Source organism: Pseudomonas sp. YuFO8, assembly GCF_035065025.1.
Taxonomy (GTDB): Bacteria; Pseudomonadota; Gammaproteobacteria; order Pseudomonadales; family Pseudomonadaceae; genus Aquipseudomonas; species Aquipseudomonas putida_AE.
This window is the reverse complement of the sequence record NZ_JAXDEQ010000021.1, coordinates 43,450-65,860: the sequence shown is the minus strand read 5'-3', so window position 1 is coordinate 65,860 and position 22,411 is coordinate 43,450. Positions and strand designations below refer to the sequence as shown.

Genomic DNA, 22,411 nt, shown 5'->3' with positions numbered 1-22,411 from the left:
ATTGCATCGCCAATTAAGGAGTTGAGGGCCATCCTCGAAAGCCTTGCGGCAGATTGCATGGTGCATTCGCTATCTGACAGGCGCTCGGCACCTGGGTGACATGATTGCGGGGAGCAGGTGATATTAGTAAAACGGCCATTGCCCCGAATAGACACGCCAGCAACGCGATCGATTTTATTTTTGTTTTCACTTCTTCGTCTCCTAAGGGAACAAATTAGCCTCAGGTTGCGACGCCTGAAGACGAATTGGTCCTATCTTTCGGTAGTGCGCAGAGTTCTTTGACGAGTGGTATTTACGGGGCCGAACCGTAGATGCACAGCCAGCGAATACAAGATGGGGAAGGCGCAATTCTGGCAGGCAAATAAGCCACCAAGACGCAGCGACAGGGAGCCGCCACGCCAGGGAGCCAGTTAAAAATCAGGCTGCACTGAAGGTCTTATGCGGATCGATGACAAATTTCTTCGGCACACCGGCGTCAAACTCGCCATATCCTTCCGGCGCCTGATCCAGACCAATGACCTGCACACCGACTACTTCTGCGATGTTGATGCGGTCCCACATGATCGCCTGCATCAGCTGGCGGTTGTACTTCATCACCGGGGTCTGGCCAGTGTGAAAACTGTGGGATTTGGCCCAGCCGAGACCAAAGCGAATGCTCAAGCTGCCCATTTTCGCCGCGGCATCTGTTGCACCTGGATCTTCGGTTACGTAGAGGCCGGGGATGCCGATCTTTCCTGCCACGCGCACTACGCCCATCAATGAGTTGAGCACAGTGGCTGGGGCCTCATGCTTGACACCGTCATGACCATGGCCACGGGCTTCGAAACCGACGCAGTCCACTGCGCAATCCACTTCCGGTTCGCCCAGCAGCGCAGCGATCTGTTCGTGCAGAGGCGCGTCTTTCGACAGATCGACGATTTCAAAACCCTGAGCCTTGGCGTGGGCCAGGCGGATGGTGTTGACGTCGCCGACGATCACCACTGCAGCACCCAGCAGGCGCGCCGAAGCGGCTGCCGCCAAGCCGACGGGACCAGCGCCGGCGATGTAGACGGTGCTGCCTGGGCCAACGCCGGCCGTCACGGCACCGTGATAACCGGTTGGCAGAATATCGGAAAGGCAGGTCAGGTCACGGATTTTCTCCATGGCCTTGTCTCGGTCTGGCAGTTTCAGCAGGTTGAAGTCGGCGTATGGCACCAGCACGTATTCGGCCTGGCCACCGGTCCAGTCGCCCATGTCGACGTAACCGTAAGCGCCACCGGCACGAGCCGGGTTGACGGTCAGGCAGACGCCGGTGTGTTGCTCCTTGCAGGAACGGCAGCGCCCGCACGCCACGTTGAACGGTACGGACACCAGGTCGCCAATTTTCAGGCTTTCGACGTCGCTGCCTTTTTCGATCACTTCACCGGTGATCTCATGCCCCAAGACTAGGCCTACCTGTGCGGTGGTACGACCGCGCACCATGTGCTGGTCGGAGCCGCAGATGTTGGTGGATATCACTTTGAGAATGACACCGTGCTCGATCTTCCGGCCCCGAGGATCTTGCATCTTCGGGTAGTCGATATTTTGCACTTGAACTTTGCCCGCCCCCAGATACACCACACCGCGATTACCAGACATATATTGTTCTCCTTTGTTGTGAGTTCGCCGACGTTTAATGCCGCAATCACTTACGTTGCGCCAGAATTACTGTGAGGTGGCGACCAGTTGAGCCCGTGCCCTCTCTTCTTTCTTTAATTTATCCAGAACCCAGCGCATCTGAGACAAGGCATTGTCGAAAGCAATCGGTACCTGCTTTGGATTTGGCGTGTGTTGAAGGACGCGAGCTTGAGCTTCAATCATGATCCGATCCTCCTCGAAGGCCATTCGTGCGATGGCGATCATGTCATCGGCAAGTTTCTCGCTGCATCCGGCAAGAGCGTGGCGATTCGGCGCCCATGAGAAAAAGTAGCGAGAGGTATCGTCATTGGTTGGCGTGATGGCTTGGCATGTGACGTCGTGAGTAATGGGAGCCACACCTTGCGGCTTTTCACCATTGAATTGCTCTAGGGTGCCGCGCGGAAAACTGTACGAGTTCATCACCATCACACCGGGTGCCAGATAATCGTAAGCCGTGAAAATATCCACCGTGTCAGAATCTACGACCCCTTTAATGTGATTCGGTGTCGGTTGTGCAGGTAACCAACGTTCGACACGTACTCCGCGGTCGAGTCGGCTGACCTTCGGTCGAACATGGGCCCAATCTATCCCCATGCCGAAGCTTTCTGGATGGAGGAAATAGAGGTGCGAAAAATCTAACAGGTTGTCGTTAACCAACTGATAGTTGGCTTGATACTCGATGCTGCCCGATCTAAAAATCCAATCTGGATGATCATGACCTACAGCTGGAGGGATAAGCGCGGGATCTGCCTCCTGTGGGTCGCCGAGCCAGACCCATACCCAACTGTCTTGTTCAATGACAGGGAAGCTACGCACGCATGTCTGCGCAGGGACGGTATCTTGACCAGGTATCTCGGTGCATTTGCCTGAACTGTCAAACTTCAGACCGTGGTACATGCAGCGAACGGAGTCGCCTTCTTTTCTCCCGATGGATAACGGCGCCGAGCGATGGCAGCAGCGGTCCTGGAGCGCGGCGATGGCTCCATTCTCCAAGCGATAGAGCACGATTGGCTCATTGATGATGGTGCGAGCAACCAGCCCGTCAGTGACCTCATAGTTCCACGCTGCCACATACCAGCAGTTGTGCAAATACATAATTCCTCCGGCGGCTTGTTGTTGTATTTGTATCGCCAGCATATGGATGCGAGGATTAGTCTTCCATGCCGTATTGCATCGTTTTTCGGCTGAATTCATCACATTGGGGGGCGCGTGGATCTTCTAGGCGAAGTACTTTTATCTCTTAAGGTAGAGGTGAACTCGGGGGGCATCTATGCACTGGGGGACCCGTGGGGGCTGAGTGTGCCCAGTTTTTCAGCTGCCAGTGCCTTCGCGTTGTGTTGCCTCGATGCCCCACTTTGGTTGATGTTGTCTGGACAAGCTCCAGTTCGGCTTGAGCCGGGCGACTCGGTTTTGATATTGCATGGTGCAGCCTATACGGTGGCTTCGAGCCCTGACGCCGACTGCATTGATTTGATGGATTACTGGCACGCGAGAGGATTACCACTGCTGGTCGCCGGGGAACGGCAGGCGGCTCCTATTTCTGGACTGGAATTGGGGCAGGGAGAAAAGGTCGGGCGCATGATGATTCTCGCCTTTTTGCTTCAGGCCGCGGACAGCAATCCTTTGTTACGGTCGTTGCCACGAATGATCCACCTACATGGGAGTGCCAGCGGCATGTTCCCCTGGATGAATTCAATGCTGGAGTTTCTCGTCAGCGAAGATACGGCTAACCGTGCCGGTTACGTAGCGACTGCTGCGCATCTTTCAAACTTGATTTTTACAAGTTTTATCCGAGCTCATGCGCTGTCCGTTCCAGGAGAGAGTAGCGGCTGGCTGCAGGGGCTGGCTGATCGGCGCATTCGTCAGGCTTTGGTTTCTATGCATGCGCGCCCTGGTGAGCACTGGACCACTGAGTCGCTGGCCGAAGAAGCGGGAATGTCTCGCCATACCTTTGGTCGCCGTTTCACTCGACTGGTCGGTCAGTCACCCATCGATTATTTGATTGATCTTCGGATGCAGGTGGCGGCGGAGCACCTGCGCGCAGGCAATCCGGTTGCTCGGGTGGCTGAAGCCGTGGGGTATCAATCAGAACGTGCCTTTCGTGAGGTCTTTCGCAGGCGATTTGGAGTACCCCCGTTGCGCTACAGCAAGGCATAGCCATTGAACTCGAACGCTAGTGGCTGGCCCATACGGATTGGCTGAATGGCGTGAGTTGAATCTTTGGTTTCTATATCGGAAGCGCCAACCTTGGGTTGGCGCTGCGAGCAGGTGGAGCTTGGTTCAGTGGATCGAATTAGTCTGCTTGGCCTAGTAGGGCGCCACCGTCGATAACGATTTCGCTGCCGGTGATGTAGGAAGACGCTGCAGAGGCGAGGAGGAGCGCAACCCCCTTGATTTCTGCCGGTTCAGCAACGCGATGCTGCGGGTTTCCGGCCTCCAACAACCGACGCATCTCAGGATCTTTGACATGGCCATCTGCGATATTGGTGGCAAATGCTCCCGGAGCAATGGCATTCACCTGAATGTTGTACTTGGCCAGCTCTAGAGCGGCTTGACGCGTCAAATGGGATGCGCCGGCCTTTGCTGGGAAGTAAGACGTGCCAACCCAGGCGGCATTGAGACAGCTTGCAATCGATGTTGTCACCACGATCTTGCCAGAACCTTGGGGTTTCATATGTTTGGCTGACTCCTGCAGACAGTACAGCACGCCATTCAGATTGATAGCCATGACTCGCTCCCAATTACGGAGGTCGAGATTTTCTAAGCTACCTTCCAAAAGTCGCTGCCCCTCGCGCCCAAGAAAACCAGGACCCGAATCGATCCCTGCATTCGCGAACACCACGTCTAGCCTGCCGTAATGATTGACTGTGTTTTGAAATGCACTTGCGACCGACGCCTGGTTACTGACGTCTACGAGTTCGCCACGTACTTCAAAGCCGCGGCTGGTGAGCGAAGATACTGTGTCGTGGAGGCACTGGGCGTTGATATCCATCAGGGTGACTTTGGCACCATTTTCTGCAAGCGCTTCTGCGCAGGCCAGTCCGATACCGCTTGCTCCACCAGTGACTACACAAATTCGACCAGATACGTCGAACAAACGTGAGGCTGTACTCATCTCAAATCTCGCTGTTGTTGTATTGGATGGAGAATTGTTATTACCGAGAGGCGGGTCATACAGCACCTATCGGATGGCGGTTGGGTGGAAAGATAAGCGGTTTTGCCCTGGACTAATTCAGCTCGGCAGTCAGCTTGCGCTGACATGACTACGTGCCCTATTGCGGCGTTGGAAGGGAAAACAGGAGCGCGCAAGAGCTCTATCTCGCGATGTTGGCCAAATAAGAAAGACGGCGGTGACGTGAACGGTTGTACGCGAGTTTGCCGCCAGCTTTGGTGCAAGGAGGGGGGATTCAAGAAAGGCGAGTCTATCTTTGGATAGGTGCTCCCGGTTGTGCCATCTCCGTACGTTCGGTTCACAGCAGCTACCTGGCAGCTGGATAGGACTCAAAAGTCAGGCTTCACCTGCCTGCTAAAAATACGAGCCTTACCGATAATCGGAGAACAATAATAATGGCGATTAATAAAAAACATATCTGTTTCAACGCTAGAAAAAAGGGAGATTTGTCATCGACGTCGTTGCCCTCAGCTGCGCTTCTGGGCCTAGCTTTAGCAACGTTGAGCAGTTCACCTGTTCGCGCAGCACAGTTTGACGTTGGTGAAGTCGACGTTAACTGGACCAACACCCTCAAGTATTCCTTGGGTTCCCGCCTCGGTGAACCCAACGATAAAAACTTGGCCAACCCAAACGTAGATGATCCTGATCGAAATTTTGATAAAGGTTCATTGATCATGAATCGATTTGATTGGTTGAGTGAGTTCAACGCCCGTTGGAAAAACTTTGGACTGAGTCTGAGTGGTGCTGCTTGGTACGACAACGTCTACAACCGCAGCAACGATAACAACTCGCCGGCGACATTTAACCCGTACTCAGTGAGCAGCGATCATTTTACCGACCAGACTGAAAAGTGGGCCGGTAAGAAAATCGAGTTAATGAACGCCTTTGTGTCCGGTCAGTTTACGCCAATGGATGTGCCGGTCAGCATGCGATTAGGGCAACACACGCTTATTTGGGGCGAAAGTTTGTTTTTTACCGATAACGGCGTCGCCGCCGGCATGGCGCCTGTGGATGCCTATAAAGCTCTAAGCGTTCCTAATATTAAAGCGCAGGAAGTATTTTTGCCGACTAACCAGCTTTCGATGAGTGTGCTCCTATCTGATAGTTGGGTAGTCGAAGGTTATTACCAGTTTGAATGGGAGAAAACTCGTATCCCTCCTGCTGGAAGTTATTTATCCTCGGTCGATCTTTTGGATGAAGGGGGTGAACGAATCATCGCTGGTCCTGACGCATATTTTTATCGTACTTCGGATAAGGAGCCGGACGCTGGGCAATATGGGGTTTCGGTGCGTTGGCGGCCGGTAGACTTGAACCTCGATATTGGTGCCTATGCTCTTCGCTACAATGACAAAGCTCCCCGTGTAAATACAGTTCTTTCAGGAGCGTTTGATCCAGCAAGTGGTTCAATTGGGCAATATTTTCTGGATTATAAGGAGAAGATTGAGCTTTATGGGTTAAGCGCCAACATGTCTTATGGTTCATTGAATCTTGGAGGGGAAATATCTTATCGCGATGGTGTAGCGCTTCGGGCGAACGGCAATGTACTTGTCCCAGATGTCCTGGGTAATACACTCCACGCCCAGATATCTGCTATCTGGGTCGGAACTGCTGGTCCCGCTTGGGATGGCGTCAGTATCGCTGCAGAGTTGGCAGGACATAAACTCCTTGAAGTAACCAGAAACAAGGAGCAGCGTGACACTAGCTTAGATGATTCGGTTTACGGTATTCGCGGGGTCACAACCTTTCAATACTTCCAGGTGATGCCAAGTCTGGATGTTGAGGTTCCGATAGGTCTTGGCTACAACTTTAAAGGTAAGTCTCCGATCTCGGCGGCCTTCAACAATTATGGTGGTAATGAAGGAGGCGATCTCACTGTCGGTGTAGTGGGTACTTACCAGCAAGACTGGAAGTTGGGTCTTAATGCTACGCACTTCTTTGGTGGTGAATCGGATAATTACTACTCGGGGCGTGATTTCCTGATGGCGTCTGTTAGTCGTTCCTTTTGATTGCACTTAGGTATTCACTTATGAATAATTACAAGATAAAGTTTTTGCTGTCGACTGTGTTTGTTTTAGCTCTAAACAATACTCCTGCTTGGGCCGCTGTTACCCCTGCAGAGGCGGCTAAACTAGGCAACGAACTTACGCCATTGGGTGCAGAGCGATCAGGGAATGCGGCAGGAAGTATTCCGGCGTGGTCAGGTGGTTACAAAGGCATACCCGCGGGTCACAAGCCCGGCAGTATGAACAGTGATCCGTTCCCAGACGAAAAGCCAACTTTGGTTATTACCAGCAAAAACGCGGCGGAGTACAAAGATCGGATATCTCAAAGTGTGCAGTTGCTGTTGCAACAGAATCCTGACTGGCGCCTTGATGTCTACCCAACGCATCGCACAGCTTCGGCGCCCGAGGCTTTTTATAATTACACGAAACAAAATGCTACTACGGCGCGGCTAAGTGGCGACGGCATTGGTGTCAACAATGCCTACGGTGGTGTGCCGTTCCCATTACCGAAGAATGGCTCAGAAGTCCTTTGGAACCACTTCCTTGCATGGAAAGGAGTTGGAGTGGAGATGGAGGGTGGTATGTACATGGTCGATAGCAAGGGGCGTTCGTCTTTGACTGCTGCGCTAAAAATGGACGGCTTCTACAGATATGCTTTACCCGGTGGTGAAAAAGATTTTGATGGGTTCTTTCAATGGCATCGGTCGTTAACCACCGCTCCGGGTCGTAGTGCAGGTGAGGCACTGATAGGGATCTGGCCGCAAGACTTCACAAGTCAGCAGCCAGGCTCATGGCAATATATGCCTGGTCAGCGGCGCGTTAGAAAGCTACCTAATGTGCAGTTTGATACGCCGAATTTCCTGATGTCCGGTTTGACTCAATTCGATGAGGCATATGGATTTTTCGGTTCGCCAGAGCAATATGATTGGAAATTGGTCGGAAAGAAGGAGATGTACATTCCTTATAATACCAACAAACTTTTTTCTGTTACTCCGGAGGAGTTGCTGACTCCAAAAGTGCTTAATCCGAATGTCATTCGTTGGGAACTACATCGTGTTTGGGAGGTTGAGGCGACTCTTAAGGCTGGAGTTCGAAACGTTGTGCCTAAACGTCGTGTTTACATGGACGAGGATACTTGGGGCATCGTTCTCGCAGACCTTTGGGACTCTCAAGGTAAGCTCTATCGCGGTGCGATCAACTACCCGGTCGTGAACTATGATCTGCCTGGTGTGATCATGCGACCTTTTATGTCAATAGACTTTCAACAACAGGCTTATACGTTGGGCGAGTTGGACACAAAATACCTGCCTGTCACTCCGAAGCCCCGTTCCTTTTATTCCGCTGAAGCTTTGGTACAAGACGCCCTGCGTTAAAACCATGGTCCGGGCGGCCCATGGTCGCTCGGACATTACTGAGCGGAGCTATTGCTCAAGGGGTCATGAGATGGTTTATACGATTGCGCGCGCAGCTCATTGGTTGAGCGCAGTGTATCTGGTTGTCGCTGCATATGGCGCGAGTGCCGAGGAAGGGCGGCCTGCTGTGTTGGACCGCCCTGCCCGTGAAGTACTCCAGCCTGCTTCAACGTTTCTCCTTGGCGCGACAAAAGCGGGCGAGCGCTTGGTAGCTGTCGGCGAGTCGGGCCGTATCGTCCTGTCAGATGACCAAGGTCAAAGTTGGCGCCAAGCCAAGGTGCCGACCAGTGTGCTGCTTACGGCTGTTGAGTTTGCGGATGCAAAAGTTGGATGGGCAGTCGGTCATTCAGGTGTGGTGCTTCGAACGGAGGACGGTGGCGAGACTTGGAGTCGCCAACTTGATGGTGTTCAAGTCGCTCAACTTATCTATGACGCCGCCTCCAAATCAGCCTTGCATGAGTCTGGGACCTCCAATGGTATTAGTGTCGATCAAGCTGAGCGGTTGATCAAAGATGGCCCGGACAAGCCTTTTCTCGCCCTCCAGGTTGAGGATACGCAAAAAGTGACCATAGTGGGCGCCTTTGGATATGCGCTAAACACCATAGATGGTGGTAAACACTGGGTATCCTTGTACACCCAACTCAAGAACCCGATGGGTCTGCATTACTACGGCGTTGTTAAAACAGTCGAGGGTCTATTATTCGTCGGCGAGCAAGGCATCGTTCAGCGTCAGATCACGGCCGATGAGTTTAATGTCGAAAATCCTTCCGAAGGAACACTTTTTGGCATTCTGTCTCTTGGAAACCAAACCTTTATTGCTTACGGATTGCGCGGAAAGGTGTTACGTAGCCTAGACGATGGAAAGACTTGGAATAGTGTAGGCAGTGGTATTGAGGCTTCCATTCAAGCGGGGGCGGTACTTCCAGATGGCGCCATTCTGTTAGTGGCGGAAAATGGCCAAATGATCTCTAGTCATGACCGGGGAGGTACTTTCAATCTGCTGCCAACTCGGGGCTTGCCCACTGCTTACGTTCTTCCTGTTTCCGCAAAAAGTTTGATTGCGGTGGGTCCTCTCGGGCCACAAACCGTCCCTGTGCCGTGAGATCTCAAACATGAAAATTGATATAACCTCGGCGACTAAGGTCGAAGACTTTGATCCCGCTGCCGGCACTATTCTTGAGCGGGTTTTATTTAACAATCGCCTGTTTGTAGTGATGTTCTGCGCGTTAGTTACGGTTTGCTTAGGGTGGAGTGCTCGTAATATTGACCTGAATGCAAGCTTCAAAGCGGTTATTCCAAATGATCACCCGTATATTCAGAACTATCTCAGCAATGAGGCCGACCTACAAGGCTTAGGAAATACCCTGAGGGTGGTGGTTTCTACCCAAGGCGATAGCATTCTGGACGCTGATTATTTAGAAAACTTGCGAAAAATAAACGATGAAATTGTTACCATCCCCGGTGTAGAACGGCCATTTCTGCAGTCCTTGTGGACTCGAAGTACCCGATGGTTGATGGTGACCGAAGTTGGTATCGATGGCGGCCCGGTCATGCCAGATACTTTCGATGGCAGTCCTTCCAGCCTAGAACAGTTGAGGCTTAATATCCTTCGCTCGGGAGAGGTTGGGAAATTGGTCGCTGCCGACTTTCGATCGAGCGCCATCGTTGTTCCCTTATTGGATTATGACGCTCAAGCCCAGAAGGCTCTTCACTATGGTGAGCTTTCCCAAAGACTGGAAAACATCAGGGCAAAGTACGAAGGTAAGGGTATCAATATCCATATCGTTGGGTTTGCAAAAGTCGTCGGCGATTTGATTGATGGTTTGAATCAGATATTAATATTCTTTGGAATTGCCGTAGCAATTGCGGCCGCGATGGTTTTTTGGTTCACCCATTGTGTGCGTAGTACCTTGTTGGTTGTGACCTGCTCCCTTATTGCTGTGGTTTGGCAGTTAGGGATTTTACCATTAATTGGCTTTCGACTGGACCCATACTCGATTCTGGTTCCGTTTCTCATCTTTGCAATTGGGATGAGTCACGGTGCGCAAAAAATGAATGGTGTGATGCAGGATATCGGCCGCGGTATGCATCGTCTTCATGCTGCCCGGAATACCTTTAGACGCTTGTTTATGGCCGGCTTCACGGCTTTGGTTTGTGATGCGGTCGGGTTTGCTGTGCTGTTCATGGTAAACATTCAGGCAATACGCGAGTTAGCCATCGCTGCGAGTATCGGCGTGGCCATTCTCATTTTCACCAATCTTATCCTGCTTCCCGTCCTGTTAACCTATACAGGAGTTAACGATCGTGCGGCTAAACGTGCTCTTGTCCAGGAGCAAAATTCCTTGGAAGCGGCTCAAGGAAGGCGTTCCTTGTGGCGATTGCTGACACTCTTCACCCAGCGGCGATGGGCTATTGGCGCCATTGCCTGCGCAGTGATATTGGCGGTAGCAGGGTTAGTCGTTGCTTCGCGATTGCAGGTCGGTGATCTGGATGCCGGGGCTCCGGAATTACGCGCCGATTCTCGATACAATCTGGACAATGCCTATTTGACCAGCCATTACGCGACCAGCAGTGATGTCATGGCAATTATGGTCAAGACCCCCCCTGATCAATGTGTTAACTACGAAACGCTCGTAAAGGTCCGCGATCTGCAAATCCTTTTAGGGCAGTTACCCGGCGTCGAAGCAACCAACTCCTTCGCAAATTTGGCCAGGCAAATGACTTCTGCCTACAGCGAAGGCAGCTTCAAATGGGCAGAGATTCTGCCCAATCAAGCCGCATTAAACTCGCTGATCGGTCAAACGCCTCGGGGGCTACTCAACACTAGTTGTGAGCTCCTCACCGTTTATGCCTACCTGAAAGACCACAAGGCGGAAACGCTCCAGCAAACGGTGGAGGTTGTGGAAGCTTTTGCTAGAGAGAACAACACCGCAAACGTGAAGTTCTTGCTCGCTGCGGGGAACGCAGGCATTGAGGCGGCGACCAATCAAGTGGTTAAACACCACAACTACTTGATGCTGGCCGGCGTCTATCTCGTCGTCATTGTTCTTGCACTGGTTGCATTTCGCTCCTGGCAAGCGGTAGTGGTGGCAGTCGTACCGCTCGTGTTGACTAGTATTCTTGCGGAAGCGCTGATGGTCTGGGTAGGAGTCGGGCTGAAGGTCGCCACGCTTCCCGTAACGGCTTTGGGAGTAGGGATTGGGATCGACTATGCGCTGTATATCTTAAGTGTGACGTTAGCCTGGCTGCGTATGGGGGCGTCACTCAGTGAAGCTTACTATCGTTCACTGCTGTTCGTGGGTCGAGTGGTGATGCTTACCGGCGCGACGTTGGCAGCTGGCGTGGCTACTTGGGCGTTCTCCCCAATCAAGTTTCAAGCCGATATGGGTATGCTTTTGGCCTTTATGTTCCTGGTAAATATGTTCGGTGCGCTGATCTTGCTGCCCGCGTTGGCTAGTTTCCTGCTGAAACCTCAGCTTCAGCCTCACGACAGTCAAAATGCGGCCGGTGGGTTTTGCGAGTTCGACGAGCTACAAAAACCTCTGAGTCGTACATGCAGCCGTGCGTCTTTGGAGGCGAAAGGCGTTTAAGCAGACCTCGATCAATCAACGCCGCACTCAGTGCGGCGTTTTTTTCAATGCTGCGGGTGGGTGATGCCGTACCTAGCGATTTACGGCTCACTCAGCTGGACAGCTCGAGAGATAGTGGGAGGGGCGGAAGTCGGGAGAGTGGCCCGGGCATTGCAATGGTGTTGAGCACTTATTGGTTAATCACGCAGCAAAAATTCACGAACAGCATGGCGGGCGGTTTCGGATTCGTCCAGCACCAGATGCCCTGCGTTTTCCACTATGTTCACTTCGCATTGGGAGATGGCTTGATGCCAATGTCCGGCTTGGCCTACCGGAAGAATTTTGTCTTCTTTACCCCAGATGACAAGGGTGGGCGTTTGAATTTTTTGCAGGATTGAAGGCATAGCTGGATTTATCATTTTGCCGTTGAGTAATAACCGGCAGGCTGATTCTCCTTCCTTCTTGCGCATAGCATTGAATTCTACATCTGGCCCTTCAGGGAGGTAAGGCACCAGGTTGCTGACATTGTGCACGAGGTAATTGGGGATCTGGTCCGGTGAAACTCTACTTAGGTCGGTTGGCGGGTGCTCCTTCACATCAAATCCGGCGGGGCACGCGAGCACCAATCGATGTACGCGCGAGCCATGCTGCGCCGCAAACTCGGCAGCGAGGTAACCCCCAAGTGATGTTCCGACCAGATGAACGCGATCTAGGCTCAATACATCAAAAAGCTTGGCGTAGTGATCGACGTAACTTTGAATCGAATCAATTCGAGGATTGATTGCCGACGCGCCGAAACCCGGATGGTAGGGCAAATACGTCGTAAAGTGATTGTCCCACTTATCGGAAAAACCTATTCCATGCCAAGTTCCGGCTCCATGGAAGTACACCAACGGTTCACCCGTTCCGTTCTGATAGATGATGGTTCGAGTGCTATCAATTTGGAATTCTTTTCGGATGTAAGTGCCATGATCAACCCTGCGATCGCCGAAGGGAAAGCTGCTCATACAATGCGCTCCTGTTGATAAGTCCGCTGTACAGATGTGAAAGAATGAAGGCTAACTTTCTGGAAAGACGCGCTTACGCTTCATATTTCATCCACGCCGAGTTGACGTTATAGGCGTCCGATTCAGTATTGAGACCAAACATCGTTCACCTCACCTATCTTCTGGCAGGCGTTGTCGAAAAATACTTGATGGATTCTACGAATGAGCGCCGACAATTGGCTCATGAAAACAACAAAAAAATCGGATCAGCACATACCTACAGCAGATGAATATTCGTGCTGGGCGGAACCTCCGCAGTATTCCAACACTGAGAAAATAACAATGCGAAACTTGATTGATCTGTCAATTGGAAAGAAGTTGTTGCTCGCTTTTGGTTTTCTGGTGGTAATCGCCTTAGGTGTTGCCGGAATAGGGTTCTACAGCATGTCTGCGATATTCCAGCAGGGAACCTTCATCACCATCATTTCTGATATCAATGCACGACAGTTAGAAGTAAAGATCGCTCAACGAGACTTTGCCCTCACCCGCTCAGCAGATTCTGCAAGGCAGGCGCAGAAACTGATCGGTGAACTCAAGCACGAGCTTGATCGAATGCTGGTCAGCCACCCAGGACATTCGTCTGCGAATGTTCTGGGTGAAATGGCGTCGGCAGCGGCCCGCTACGTTCAAAGTCTAGATGATTTGGTTCGCCTGACCGATTCCGTAGGCTTATTTGCCGGGCGTGAGGAAATCGAGGCGCTTAACACTGAACTGGACAAAGATGCTGGGCGGCTTCTCGAGTTAGGGAAGGAGGCCTATACCGCACAAAGCTATGAAATGCTTGCGTTGAAAACGCGTATCTTCCAGTTACTCGGCGGCAGTGTGCTTCTGCTCCTAGTCGTCGCTGCAGGCTCAACCTTGGTGCTTCAGGCCCAAATAGTAAGTCCTTTACGAAAGGCGGTAGCGGTACTGCAAGAGGTTGCAGAAGGAAACTTGGCAGTTCGTATGGACAGCCATCGGCGCGACGAAATAGGTCAGTTGTATTCTTCAATGCAGCAAATGTGTGACGGATTACGGCGGCTGGTTATTAGAATCGGCGATGGCATCCATCAACTTGGACAGGTTGCAGAGGCGTTTTCTGAATTTGGCATTGCGAGTCAAAACACTGCCCAGGAACAGGCGCAGGAGTCTGAACAAACAGCGTCGGCGATGTCGCAGATGGTCGCACGCGTTCAGGAAGTGGCTGATAATACTCAACAGGCCCGAGGGGCCGCAGAGTTGGCGGAGCGCCAGGCAGCCGCCGGTGTGGACGTCGTCGGTGAGACGGTGCGGCAGATTGATCGACTGGCGCTCGGAGTTGAGCGCTCTACCGAGTCGGTGGTTCGTCTGGAGGCGGAAAGCAATCGAATCAGTGGTGTGCTTGATGTCATTCGATCAGTGGCGGAGCAGACCAACCTTCTTGCCCTCAACGCGGCAATCGAAGCTGCGCGAGCCGGTGACCAAGGACGCGGCTTTGCCGTTGTGGCTACGGAAGTGCGAGCCTTGGCCAGACGAACTCAAGAGTCCACTGCAGAAATCGACCTGCTCACACACAGCTTGCAGAGCATTGCTATCGAAGCCGTTGCGCAGAGTCGGGAAAGCCTCTCTCTCACCCGGCAAACCGTGGAGCTTGCAGGTAAGGCCAGCACAGCTCTTGAAGAAATCAGTACCGCGGTCTCGCTGATTGAGCAGATGAATCAGCAAATCGCTGCTGCTGCAGTACAACAGCATGCAGTGGCAGAAGATGTTGGACGCAGTGTGACACGGGTACGGGATTTAGCTGACAGCACCGCTTCGAATGTGAAGGGCAGCGCTCAATGCGGTGTCACCCTCAAGAAACTGAGTGGCGAACTACAAGAATGGGTTGGCAGCTTTCAAGTGAATTGAAAGGTGCGTTGACCAAGGCGCGAGAATGCCGTTATCGCAATCACGGTAACGGTCGTCCTAAAGGATGTGCAGGATGCACTCAACAGGTCTGTACTCTCCGTAGTATCGTTTCACGCAGAAAATCTCAAACGTATTTGAGCACGGTATGATGGTAAAACTGCATCGAAATTGAGCGGCCTGACTTAGCTCCGTAGGCGTCGACCGAAGCTGGCCTTTGGATAATGCCAGTGCGCAAAGGAAGTTTGGTGTCGCAGTAAAAAAGAGGAGCTTGGTAGTTTGTCAGCCATGCATCGGTTGACGCTACCGCGCTCCTAAAGTCCTGAAGTGGACGATTTGTTGAACGCCTATGAGCTCAAATCCCCTTAATTGCTAGCTTGCTTTTTGTTTGCAGGCTCAGAGAGGTAACGCGCCAAGGAGTCCAACTCAATATCGTTAATTTCTGTTTTACGGAAAAACGGCATCACGGAAATGCCATTGCGAACGAAGTACTTAACCAGCTCTGGCGAAAGGTCTGAGCGGTCCTCAAGGCTTGCTGGAACAGCTCCTTTGTATCGCGCATCAAGGGCAGTTGTGCCGGGATACACCTCCCCTCGGGAGTGGCAAGGAGCACACCACTTCTCGTAAATCAGCTTGCCTTGGTTTTCTGCGGCGGCAGCGGTTATAGCCCAGCTTAGCGACGCACCTACCAAGATGGCTTGGAGTGAAAGCTTCATGCTTTTTTCTCCTGCCGTAGATTCTTCGGCCAAATTCCATAGCGCCCTGGAGAGATAATGCCATTAGGGTCAACGGCATCCTTCAGCGTTTCATGGAAGCGCAACAGAATATTGTTGTTGAAGGAGTAGGTATCCATGACATCGCCCTGGAAGGCGGTGGCGGTACGGTATTCGCCCCAGCCATTTTCCGCGGCAATTTTGATCAATGCGCGAAACGCTTCCCGCGTCTGTTTGTTCTTTGCAGGATCTTTAGAGATCCAAAACGGGATGATGAAGACAAAGCACCGTTCCCAGCAGGGGACGGGGACGTTGAGGGCGAAAGCAAATGGCACGCCGAGTTTCCGAGCAGCGGTTCCGAGCACTTCATTGATCTTAAGAATGGCTTCACCGTCCCGGGGAATAATGGGGGAGAACCATGCATGACCGTCGGAAGGTGGCGCGGGATTCCAGTGAGAGCGTGCACCGATCGAAAAGGCCCGCATGTTGGGGATGCCAAACTGAGCGGGATACTGGACCTGCTTTTGCTGCTCTGGCGAGAGGGGCAGATCGTAATACTCACTTTCCTCAAACCTTGCGTCAGGAATCGCTTTGCGAAAGCGTTCTTGGACATGTTCCCATTGAGCGCGAATGATTTTTTCGGGACCGTAGAAGGTGAAGGCGCCGTTCCAAAATGGGATGCCATGTTTCTTGCCGTAACCTTCGTACTCTTCCGGTTTCGCGCCGCGGTCCGCCAGTGCTTTGTATTCGGCATCTCGTGCCACTGGGCCGTGGAGTAGGAAGTCGTGCAGGCCGGCCAAACTCGGGGATCCCAGCAACGGGCTGTTAATGTCAGGGAAGCCGGTGAAGATCTTTTGATTCTCCATCTCGGTCATGATGTCCACCAACGGTATGAGGTCCCGATAGCTAGACAGGTGCACTGTGCCTTTTAGAAACGCCTCCGGTTCAGGCATCAACCAAAAACCCATCTTGGTCACAATGCCAAAATTTGACTGGCTGAAAATACCGTCGACCCAAGGACCAAACCCGGTCTTGTAGAGCTGCCAGGTCTCTGCGCCAGGCATCGCTCCCATGCCAGTTCTCATTACCTCGCCATTCGCCAGTACCACCTCCATCCCGCAATGAGCATCGAAATGGTTGCGAAACTGCGCGGCCGTATAACCTGCTCCGCGATCAATGGCGTTCCCTAACATGCTGCCCCAGCCTGGGTCAGGAACATCCATCCACAGCTTGATCTTTTTTTCCTGCAGATAACGGTAAAGGTCGAAGTAGCTGACCCCTGGCTCTACGACGCAATAGGCCTGCTTCTCGTTAACCTCCAAGATCCGGTTCATTCGCTTCAGATCCAATACCACCGAACCTGAGTAGGTTGGTGCTGAACCTCCATAGCCCAGGTTTTTGCCTGTGGAGATCGGATACATCGGGATCTTGAACTGGTTGGCGATTCGCATCAGTTGCTGAACTTCTTCAGTATTTAATGGAGCCACTGCCGCCGATGCGAGAATTTCTTCGGGCTCTCCCCAGTATGGCGAGTAAGCGTCGCGATACAGATGGAGATCTTCTTGGCTGGTAAAGACCCATTCCTCTCCTACCACTTGGCTGAATTTACGTAGTGCTAGGGCGAAGTCTTCGGCGCTTATGCCGGGCGGGGTTTGCATATCTATACCTCGTAAATCGAACTGTGTTGTGTCAGCTGATTAGTGGAGCGATAACCCAGCTAACGAGAGGACTGCCAAGCAAACTGGCGTCGGTAGCCCCTGAAATAATGCGGTGTGAGCGGCACGGACCTGGAGCGCCACCCCACGAGCAGACACCGGCCAACCTGGCCATACGCTCGCTCCAATCCGCGCCCTCGAGAAGCTGACTCAGCGGCTGAAGCAAGTGCTCTGTAGCTTCAACGTGATGGCTCACTTGATTGTTCGGGAAAGCTTCATGGGTGATGCGCAGCACGACTCTCATGCCACGGTCATGAGCAAGGCGCTCCAGGCAAAAGAGAGGTTGGGGGGCTGTCATGCCCGCAATGATCGTTGGATGCCGACGCCACTGTGGATCCAGTGTTTCAAACCAGAGGTCGGTGATGTCTCCATCAATCATGTGGTGAGGCAGACCATTGCGTGCGGCCTCGCCGCCAAAGCGGCGGCTCGCCTCGAACCGGTCATCAGCGATGACTAAATCGGGTTGGCGCAGCACCAGAGCTTCTAGGCTCGCTGCAATCGCTTTGGAGTTGAAACCGGCAACCACGCCGCTGGTGAGCCCAACCTTCAAAAAGTCACGGCGGTTCATTCGGATTGCCATTTAACGATGGTTACAGTGCGGATTCGCTTAGGCAGAAATACCTGAGGCCCGTCGCCGCCATTTGCATCGAGTGGGCAGCAAAAAGAATCGGAATTGGTCATGAGGTCCTGCGCTTCTGATTGTTGTTTTCGCCCGCTGCATTTCTGCAGCGAGGCAGATATATGCAGTAGTCCAGATGCGCTGATTTTGATGTAGACCGCGTGAGCTACACCTATCGAAGGATAGCGACGTGCGCTTGTCCCGAAACTCGCAATTTCCTGGTGACCCAAAGCTATCTTTGGGTAGGTCATCTAGTAAGCCGTTCAGTAGTAAATGCAATTTGCGTCGCGCGAACAGTCTCGGATTCGCGGTCTCACTCACAGACTGCTCTGCGCTGCCCACAGGAACAACGAACCGGAGTTATAGATGGCTACAGGTAAACGAGTAATTGTCGTCGGCGCAGGACCGACAGGTTTAATCACGGCGCTGGGGCTGGCGCGTCAGGGCGCGCAGGTCACTGTTATTGACCGAGAGCAAGATATCCTGCGTTGGCCACGTGCGATGGTGTATCTGTCATCTACGTTGAAGGTGCTGGATGAGCTTGGTTTGCTTGAGGCGGCTCAGAAAGTTGCGGCGTGGGGATACGAATACAACCTGCGTTTTACGATGACGGGCAATGTTGGCCGCCTTAATTTTCGCGATGTCGAAGACCTCACGCCTTATGCCTACAACCTGCATTTTGGGCAGGATTTGCTGGCCGAAATCGTTTTGGAAGAATTCCTGAAACTGCCTGGCACTGAGCTGTTATGGGATGTGGTCTTTGATACTGTTCAGGAAAATGACGAGCAGGTGTTGGTTTCTGTCCTGACCGCCGAAGGGCCACGTACGCTTGAAGCAGACTGGTTAATTGGCGCCGATGGTGCCCGTTCGAGTGTTCGGAAAGAATTGGACATTGAGTTCGAGGGTTTCACCTGGGATGAGGTTTTCATGGCGACCAATGTCATCTACGACTTTGACAAGCATGGCTACACACCATCCACAATGCTTGCGAACGGAGATAACTGGGCGGTAATTGCCAAGATCGACAATAACCATCAGTGGCGAATTGCATATGGTGAGGCTGGCGATCTGTCCGAGGAGGAACGTCTTGCTCGGATTCCCAAGCGTATCCAGCAATTTCTCCCTGACCCGGAGCAACCGTACGAACTGTTGATGGCTAATTCGTACCGTGTACACCAACGCTCCGCTAGTACCTATCGCCAAGGTCGTGTGCTGCTTGCTGGTGATGCTGCCCACGCTACCAACCCTATTGGTGGCTTAGGGTTCACCAGTGGTATTCAAGACGCCGACATGTTGAGCAAATGCCTGGGTGGGGTCATCAATGAAGAGTATGGCGATGACGCGCTGGATTGGTACGCCTATGAGCGTCGTCGCTGTTTCCTGGAGATCGCCAACCCTACAGCGATTGAGATGAAACGCCGCACGCAGGAGAAGAATCCAGTCAAGCGCCAAGAGGATGAGGACAACTTCGTGGCACTGATGAATGATCGCGAACTGCGACGCCAAGCGCTGACCTCGGTCTTCAACCTTGCAGGCCGTGATTATCGTGCCGATTGGAAAGAGGCCTATTTGAAGGCCGATGGAGCCGGTACTACGCCAAAGCTCGGCGCACATGGTGGGATTGTCTTCTCAGAAGAGTCACACTAACGTCGCGTACCCCATGTGGGCTGTCCCCCTCCGCAGCACATGGAGGGGGAGCTAAATATCCGTCTAAGGCGGGTTAGATGCCTGATCACGCATCACTAATATCCAACTTAATCAGCGCAATATGCCGAGTTGGCGCGCTCGATCAGCGGCCTGCGTGCGACGACGGACGCCGATCTTGTCGTATATCTGCTGGAGATACCATTTCACCGAACCTTCGGTCATCCCCAATTTACCCCCGATCTCCCGATTGAGCAGGCCCATTGCAACCATTTCCAAAATATCGATCTCACGGCTATTCAACGCGCCAAGGATGGGAGATGGTTCGCTTGTGTCGAGGCTTGGTTTGCCAGTTACGCCATCGGATCCTTGCATACGATTCAGCAAATCGGTCGCAAAAGCATCGGCAGGTTCCTCACTGAGGACTGCGTTTTTCAATTGTTCCCGAAGCAGGCTTTCCAGCCACGGCCCTTCATCAAGGAATACACGGATGAATCCGCAAGGGGCCGCTTGCAACATCGTCCGGCGCAACATGCGCTGAGCTGCCCGATGGTCTCCAGAAAGCACCGAAAGGTGCGTGATTAACAAACCCCACCGAATCATGTTCCGTATGGCGTCAACGTTTTCAAGATACCGGTGCCAAAGCTTCGCCAGGTTCAACGCCTCTGGTAAACGATCTTCAGCCTGCGCAACTCTGATCCAAGCTATGGCGCGTGCCTCATCACGAGTGTTTGCTCGAGTCGTGGGAGAGACTTCATTGATAGGGCATCTTAGTCCATTGCGTCGGCCTAGGCGGATGACTTCGTCGGTATCGCCCCTGCGCAGTAACCACTTCAGGCGCTCGGCTAAGGTGAACAGACGTAGGCGTTCAAAGTTATGCTCAGTCGCGAATACATCCGCCTCATCCAGCGTGGAAAATGCAGCTGCTTGGTTCCCTTCAATCATTGAAAGGCGAGCTCGGGTCAACCAACCGGCGATGGCTTGATCCACGAAGCCGATAAATGTTGATTGAGGAAGGTAGCGATCCAGCAACTTTACCGACTGCTCCAATTCATCGCGCTCGTAGTAAACTTTGGCCAGAAGAACAGCAACCATCGCAGCCAAGGGTGAGCTCTTGCCGGCAAGGTGTTCTGCCGTCTTAAGGGCGTTATTGAGTGCTTGTATCGCTGCATGTGTTCGGCCGACCATCAGTCGTGATGGACCGACAACCGCGTTGTGGAATACTTGGCCCAGGTCATTGGGCAAGCGCTTCAGATGTTCTGTAGCCAGAGCATTTAAGCGCTCCACATCACCAAGTTTGTAGTGTTCGCGCTGAGCACTGATCAGCGCCGTATAAAGGCTGGCCCGTACCACCGGATGTGCGTCATCGTAAGTCTCAAGCAAGGTCTGAGCACGCACCTGCACAGTGGACAGGTCGTCACCCAGTAGTGCCAGCATCAACTCACGGTGTTGAAGTAAGTGGTTGAGAGATCGAAGCTTCTCTTCTGGCAGCAATTTATCGCGTTCTAACTGATGTATGCGCTGACGAGCCTTCTCCATCAGTTCTGCGCAGGTCTCAAATTGCCAGAGCATTTCAAGCTGCCAAACCTGTGCAAGAAGAATGTAAGGGAAGCGCCCGATGATCTCTCTTGGCAGTCTATCCACCATTTGCCAAGCGTACTCTTGGGTCGCAAATATGTCCTGACAATGTGTGTCCATGATTTCTGCCGCGCGGTGCATTTCCTTCGCCGCGAAGGCTTGATTGAATGCCTCCAGATGATCACCTTGCTCCGAAAACCAGTCGCTGGCACGGGCGTGTAGGGATAGGAGCAATTCGCCGTCTTGTTCGCGCAATTCCTTCCGTAAGAATTCAGCGAACAGCGGGTGATAGCGATACCAGGATTGTTGGTCGTCCATAGGTATGAGAAACAGGCCAAGCCCTTCGCATTCACGTAGAAGTTCTTGGCTGTGCTCAACGCCTGTCAGCAGATGGCACAGTGGTGCGCACAGACGGTCTACCACAGAGGTCCGCAAGAGAAACGTCCTAATGACTTCAGGTTGGCGATTGAATACATCCTGAAGGAAAAATTCGGCGAACTGTCGTCTATCACCAGAGAAATGGGTGAGGTTGTGAATCAACTCCGGGTCGCGACGGAGTTGGATCGCACTCAAGACGAGGCCGCCGGTCCAACCTTCTAGTCGTCTTCCCAGCGTATGGAGCTGGCGCTGATCGATATCTTGAACGCCATGCATCTCCAGCAGCGCGCTGGTTTCCATATCTGTTAAGCAGAGATCCCGTACACCGAGGTCGAATACCTTGCCGTGCATTCGAAGTCGGGCCACCGACAGACAGGGTTCACCGCGGAAACTAAGAGCAAAATGGAGGTTGGCGGGCGCCCTCTCAATTAGCATAGAAAGGACCCGGACGGAGTCGCTACCAGCTAGGTGATGAACGTCATCAAAGATCAGATAGAGCGGCGTATCCAGGTGCCCATCCAATAAGGCGAGGAGAGCGTTGAGAGAGTCCATCAGCCCCGTGTCGCCAACTCGGGTGAGCTGCCCTAATCGTGCTCGGGGTTGGCCTGCGAGCTCTATCATGGCCTTGAGGTACGCGGTGAAAACTGAGAGCTCGCGCTCGGAGCTATCGATGGCCAACCAAGCAACGCGTTTACCCTGCTCGCGCAGGTTTTCGCAGTACTGCGCAAGTAAGCAAGTCTTGCCATAACCTGGTGGGGATTGCAGCAGGATAAGCGGTGTGTCGATGGCCTCCATCAGGCGGTTCTGGAGGTGCGGACGCGGGATGAGCTGAGCGAAACTGGGAGGATGCAGCTTCGAACTGAGCAGAGCTACGTTGAAAATATCCTGGGGTTCCCGAAGGAACTTATGGTTATCACTGCGCATAAGCAGCAAGCCTCCAAAAAGTACGAGTCGATGTGTTCGACCTCTTGTAGAAATGATTTGTATACGGTGGCCATGAGGCTGGGCAGCGGCTCGATACTAACACCCTGACATTGTTATAC

The 22,411-nt window shown here is 52.7% G+C and carries 15 protein-coding genes; 7 read left to right on the top strand and 8 right to left on the bottom strand.

The window, feature by feature from the left end; translation table 11 throughout:
* Window positions 1–417 precede the first annotated feature (417 nt).
* Both fdhA and SOP95_RS19175 read right to left on the bottom strand, forming a co-directional pair.
* Entirely contained in the window at window positions 418–1,617 is a 1,200-nt protein-coding gene (gene fdhA / locus SOP95_RS19180; RefSeq protein ID WP_323607957.1) for a formaldehyde dehydrogenase, glutathione-independent, read from the bottom strand.
* A 66-nt stretch (window positions 1,618–1,683) separates the two neighbouring features.
* Window positions 1,684–2,751: an aromatic ring-hydroxylating dioxygenase subunit alpha gene (locus tag SOP95_RS19175; RefSeq protein WP_323607956.1), complete on the bottom strand. Its 1,068-nt coding sequence runs from the start codon at window positions 2,749–2,751 to the stop codon at window positions 1,684–1,686.
* A 114-nt stretch (window positions 2,752–2,865) separates the two neighbouring features.
* Here SOP95_RS19175 and SOP95_RS19170 point away from each other — a divergent pair, with 114 nt between their 5' ends.
* Window positions 2,866–3,813, top strand: a complete 948-nt coding sequence (locus tag SOP95_RS19170) for an AraC family transcriptional regulator (RefSeq protein WP_323607955.1) — start codon at window positions 2,866–2,868, stop codon at window positions 3,811–3,813.
* A 136-nt stretch (window positions 3,814–3,949) separates the two neighbouring features.
* Here the strand turns inward: SOP95_RS19170 and SOP95_RS19165 are convergent, their stop codons facing one another.
* On the bottom strand, window positions 3,950–4,771 hold the full coding sequence (locus tag SOP95_RS19165) for an SDR family NAD(P)-dependent oxidoreductase (RefSeq protein WP_323607954.1): 822 nt from the start codon (window positions 4,769–4,771) through the stop codon (window positions 3,950–3,952).
* Between the two features lie 452 nt (window positions 4,772–5,223).
* On the opposite strand from SOP95_RS19165, the gene SOP95_RS19160 reads away from it, so the two are divergent.
* The 4 genes from SOP95_RS19160 to SOP95_RS19145 all read left to right on the top strand — a co-directional run bounded on the left by SOP95_RS19160 (window position 5,224) and on the right by SOP95_RS19145 (window position 11,833).
* Complete coding sequence (locus SOP95_RS19160) at window positions 5,224–6,834, top strand: DUF1302 domain-containing protein (protein WP_323607953.1); 1,611 nt, start codon at window positions 5,224–5,226, stop codon at window positions 6,832–6,834.
* A 20-nt stretch (window positions 6,835–6,854) separates the two neighbouring features.
* Entirely contained in the window at window positions 6,855–8,204 is a 1,350-nt protein-coding gene (locus SOP95_RS19155; protein ID WP_323607952.1) for a DUF1329 domain-containing protein, read from the top strand.
* Window positions 8,205–8,274: 70 nt separating this feature from the next.
* Window positions 8,275–9,345 carry a WD40/YVTN/BNR-like repeat-containing protein gene (locus SOP95_RS19150; RefSeq protein ID WP_323607951.1) on the top strand — a complete coding sequence of 357 codons (1,071 nt, stop codon included), beginning with the start codon at window positions 8,275–8,277 and terminating at the stop codon, window positions 9,343–9,345.
* 10 nt (window positions 9,346–9,355) lie between these two features.
* Window positions 9,356–11,833, top strand: coding sequence for an efflux RND transporter permease subunit (locus SOP95_RS19145; RefSeq protein WP_323607949.1), 2,478 nt, complete (start codon window positions 9,356–9,358; stop codon window positions 11,831–11,833).
* 176 nt (window positions 11,834–12,009) lie between these two features.
* On the opposite strand, the gene SOP95_RS19140 is transcribed toward SOP95_RS19145, so the two are convergent.
* Window positions 12,010–12,819, bottom strand: a complete 810-nt coding sequence (locus SOP95_RS19140; protein ID WP_323607948.1) for an alpha/beta fold hydrolase — start codon at window positions 12,817–12,819, stop codon at window positions 12,010–12,012.
* Between the two features lie 201 nt (window positions 12,820–13,020).
* Here SOP95_RS19140 and SOP95_RS19135 point away from each other — a divergent pair, with 201 nt between their 5' ends.
* Entirely contained in the window at window positions 13,021–14,724 is a 1,704-nt protein-coding gene (locus tag SOP95_RS19135; protein WP_323607945.1) for a methyl-accepting chemotaxis protein, read from the top strand.
* Window positions 14,725–15,086: 362 nt separating this feature from the next.
* Here SOP95_RS19135 and SOP95_RS19130 read toward each other — a convergent pair whose 3' ends face one another.
* From SOP95_RS19130 to SOP95_RS19120, 3 genes are read right to left on the bottom strand one after another with little or no spacing between them, the layout of a single operon-like run.
* Entirely contained in the window at window positions 15,087–15,437 is a 351-nt protein-coding gene (locus SOP95_RS19130) for a c-type cytochrome (RefSeq protein ID WP_323607943.1), read from the bottom strand.
* Window positions 15,434–17,092, bottom strand: a complete 1,659-nt coding sequence (locus SOP95_RS19125) for an FAD-binding oxidoreductase (protein ID WP_323607942.1) — start codon at window positions 17,090–17,092, stop codon at window positions 15,434–15,436. The genes SOP95_RS19130 and SOP95_RS19125 overlap by 4 nt, the downstream gene beginning before the upstream one ends.
* A 31-nt stretch (window positions 17,093–17,123) precedes the next feature.
* Entirely contained in the window at window positions 17,124–17,717 is a 594-nt protein-coding gene (locus SOP95_RS19120; RefSeq protein WP_323607941.1) for a hypothetical protein, read from the bottom strand.
* A 417-nt stretch (window positions 17,718–18,134) separates the two neighbouring features.
* Here SOP95_RS19120 and SOP95_RS19115 point away from each other — a divergent pair, with 417 nt between their 5' ends.
* Window positions 18,135–19,415 carry an FAD-dependent oxidoreductase gene (locus tag SOP95_RS19115; protein WP_323607940.1) on the top strand — a complete coding sequence of 427 codons (1,281 nt, stop codon included), beginning with the start codon at window positions 18,135–18,137 and terminating at the stop codon, window positions 19,413–19,415.
* Between the two features lie 111 nt (window positions 19,416–19,526).
* Here SOP95_RS19115 and SOP95_RS19110 read toward each other — a convergent pair whose 3' ends face one another.
* The gene (locus tag SOP95_RS19110) at window positions 19,527–22,292 is read right to left on the bottom strand and encodes a LuxR C-terminal-related transcriptional regulator (protein WP_323607938.1); all 2,766 of its coding nucleotides are present in this window, start codon (window positions 22,290–22,292) and stop codon (window positions 19,527–19,529) included.
* Window positions 22,293–22,411 lie beyond the last annotated feature (119 nt).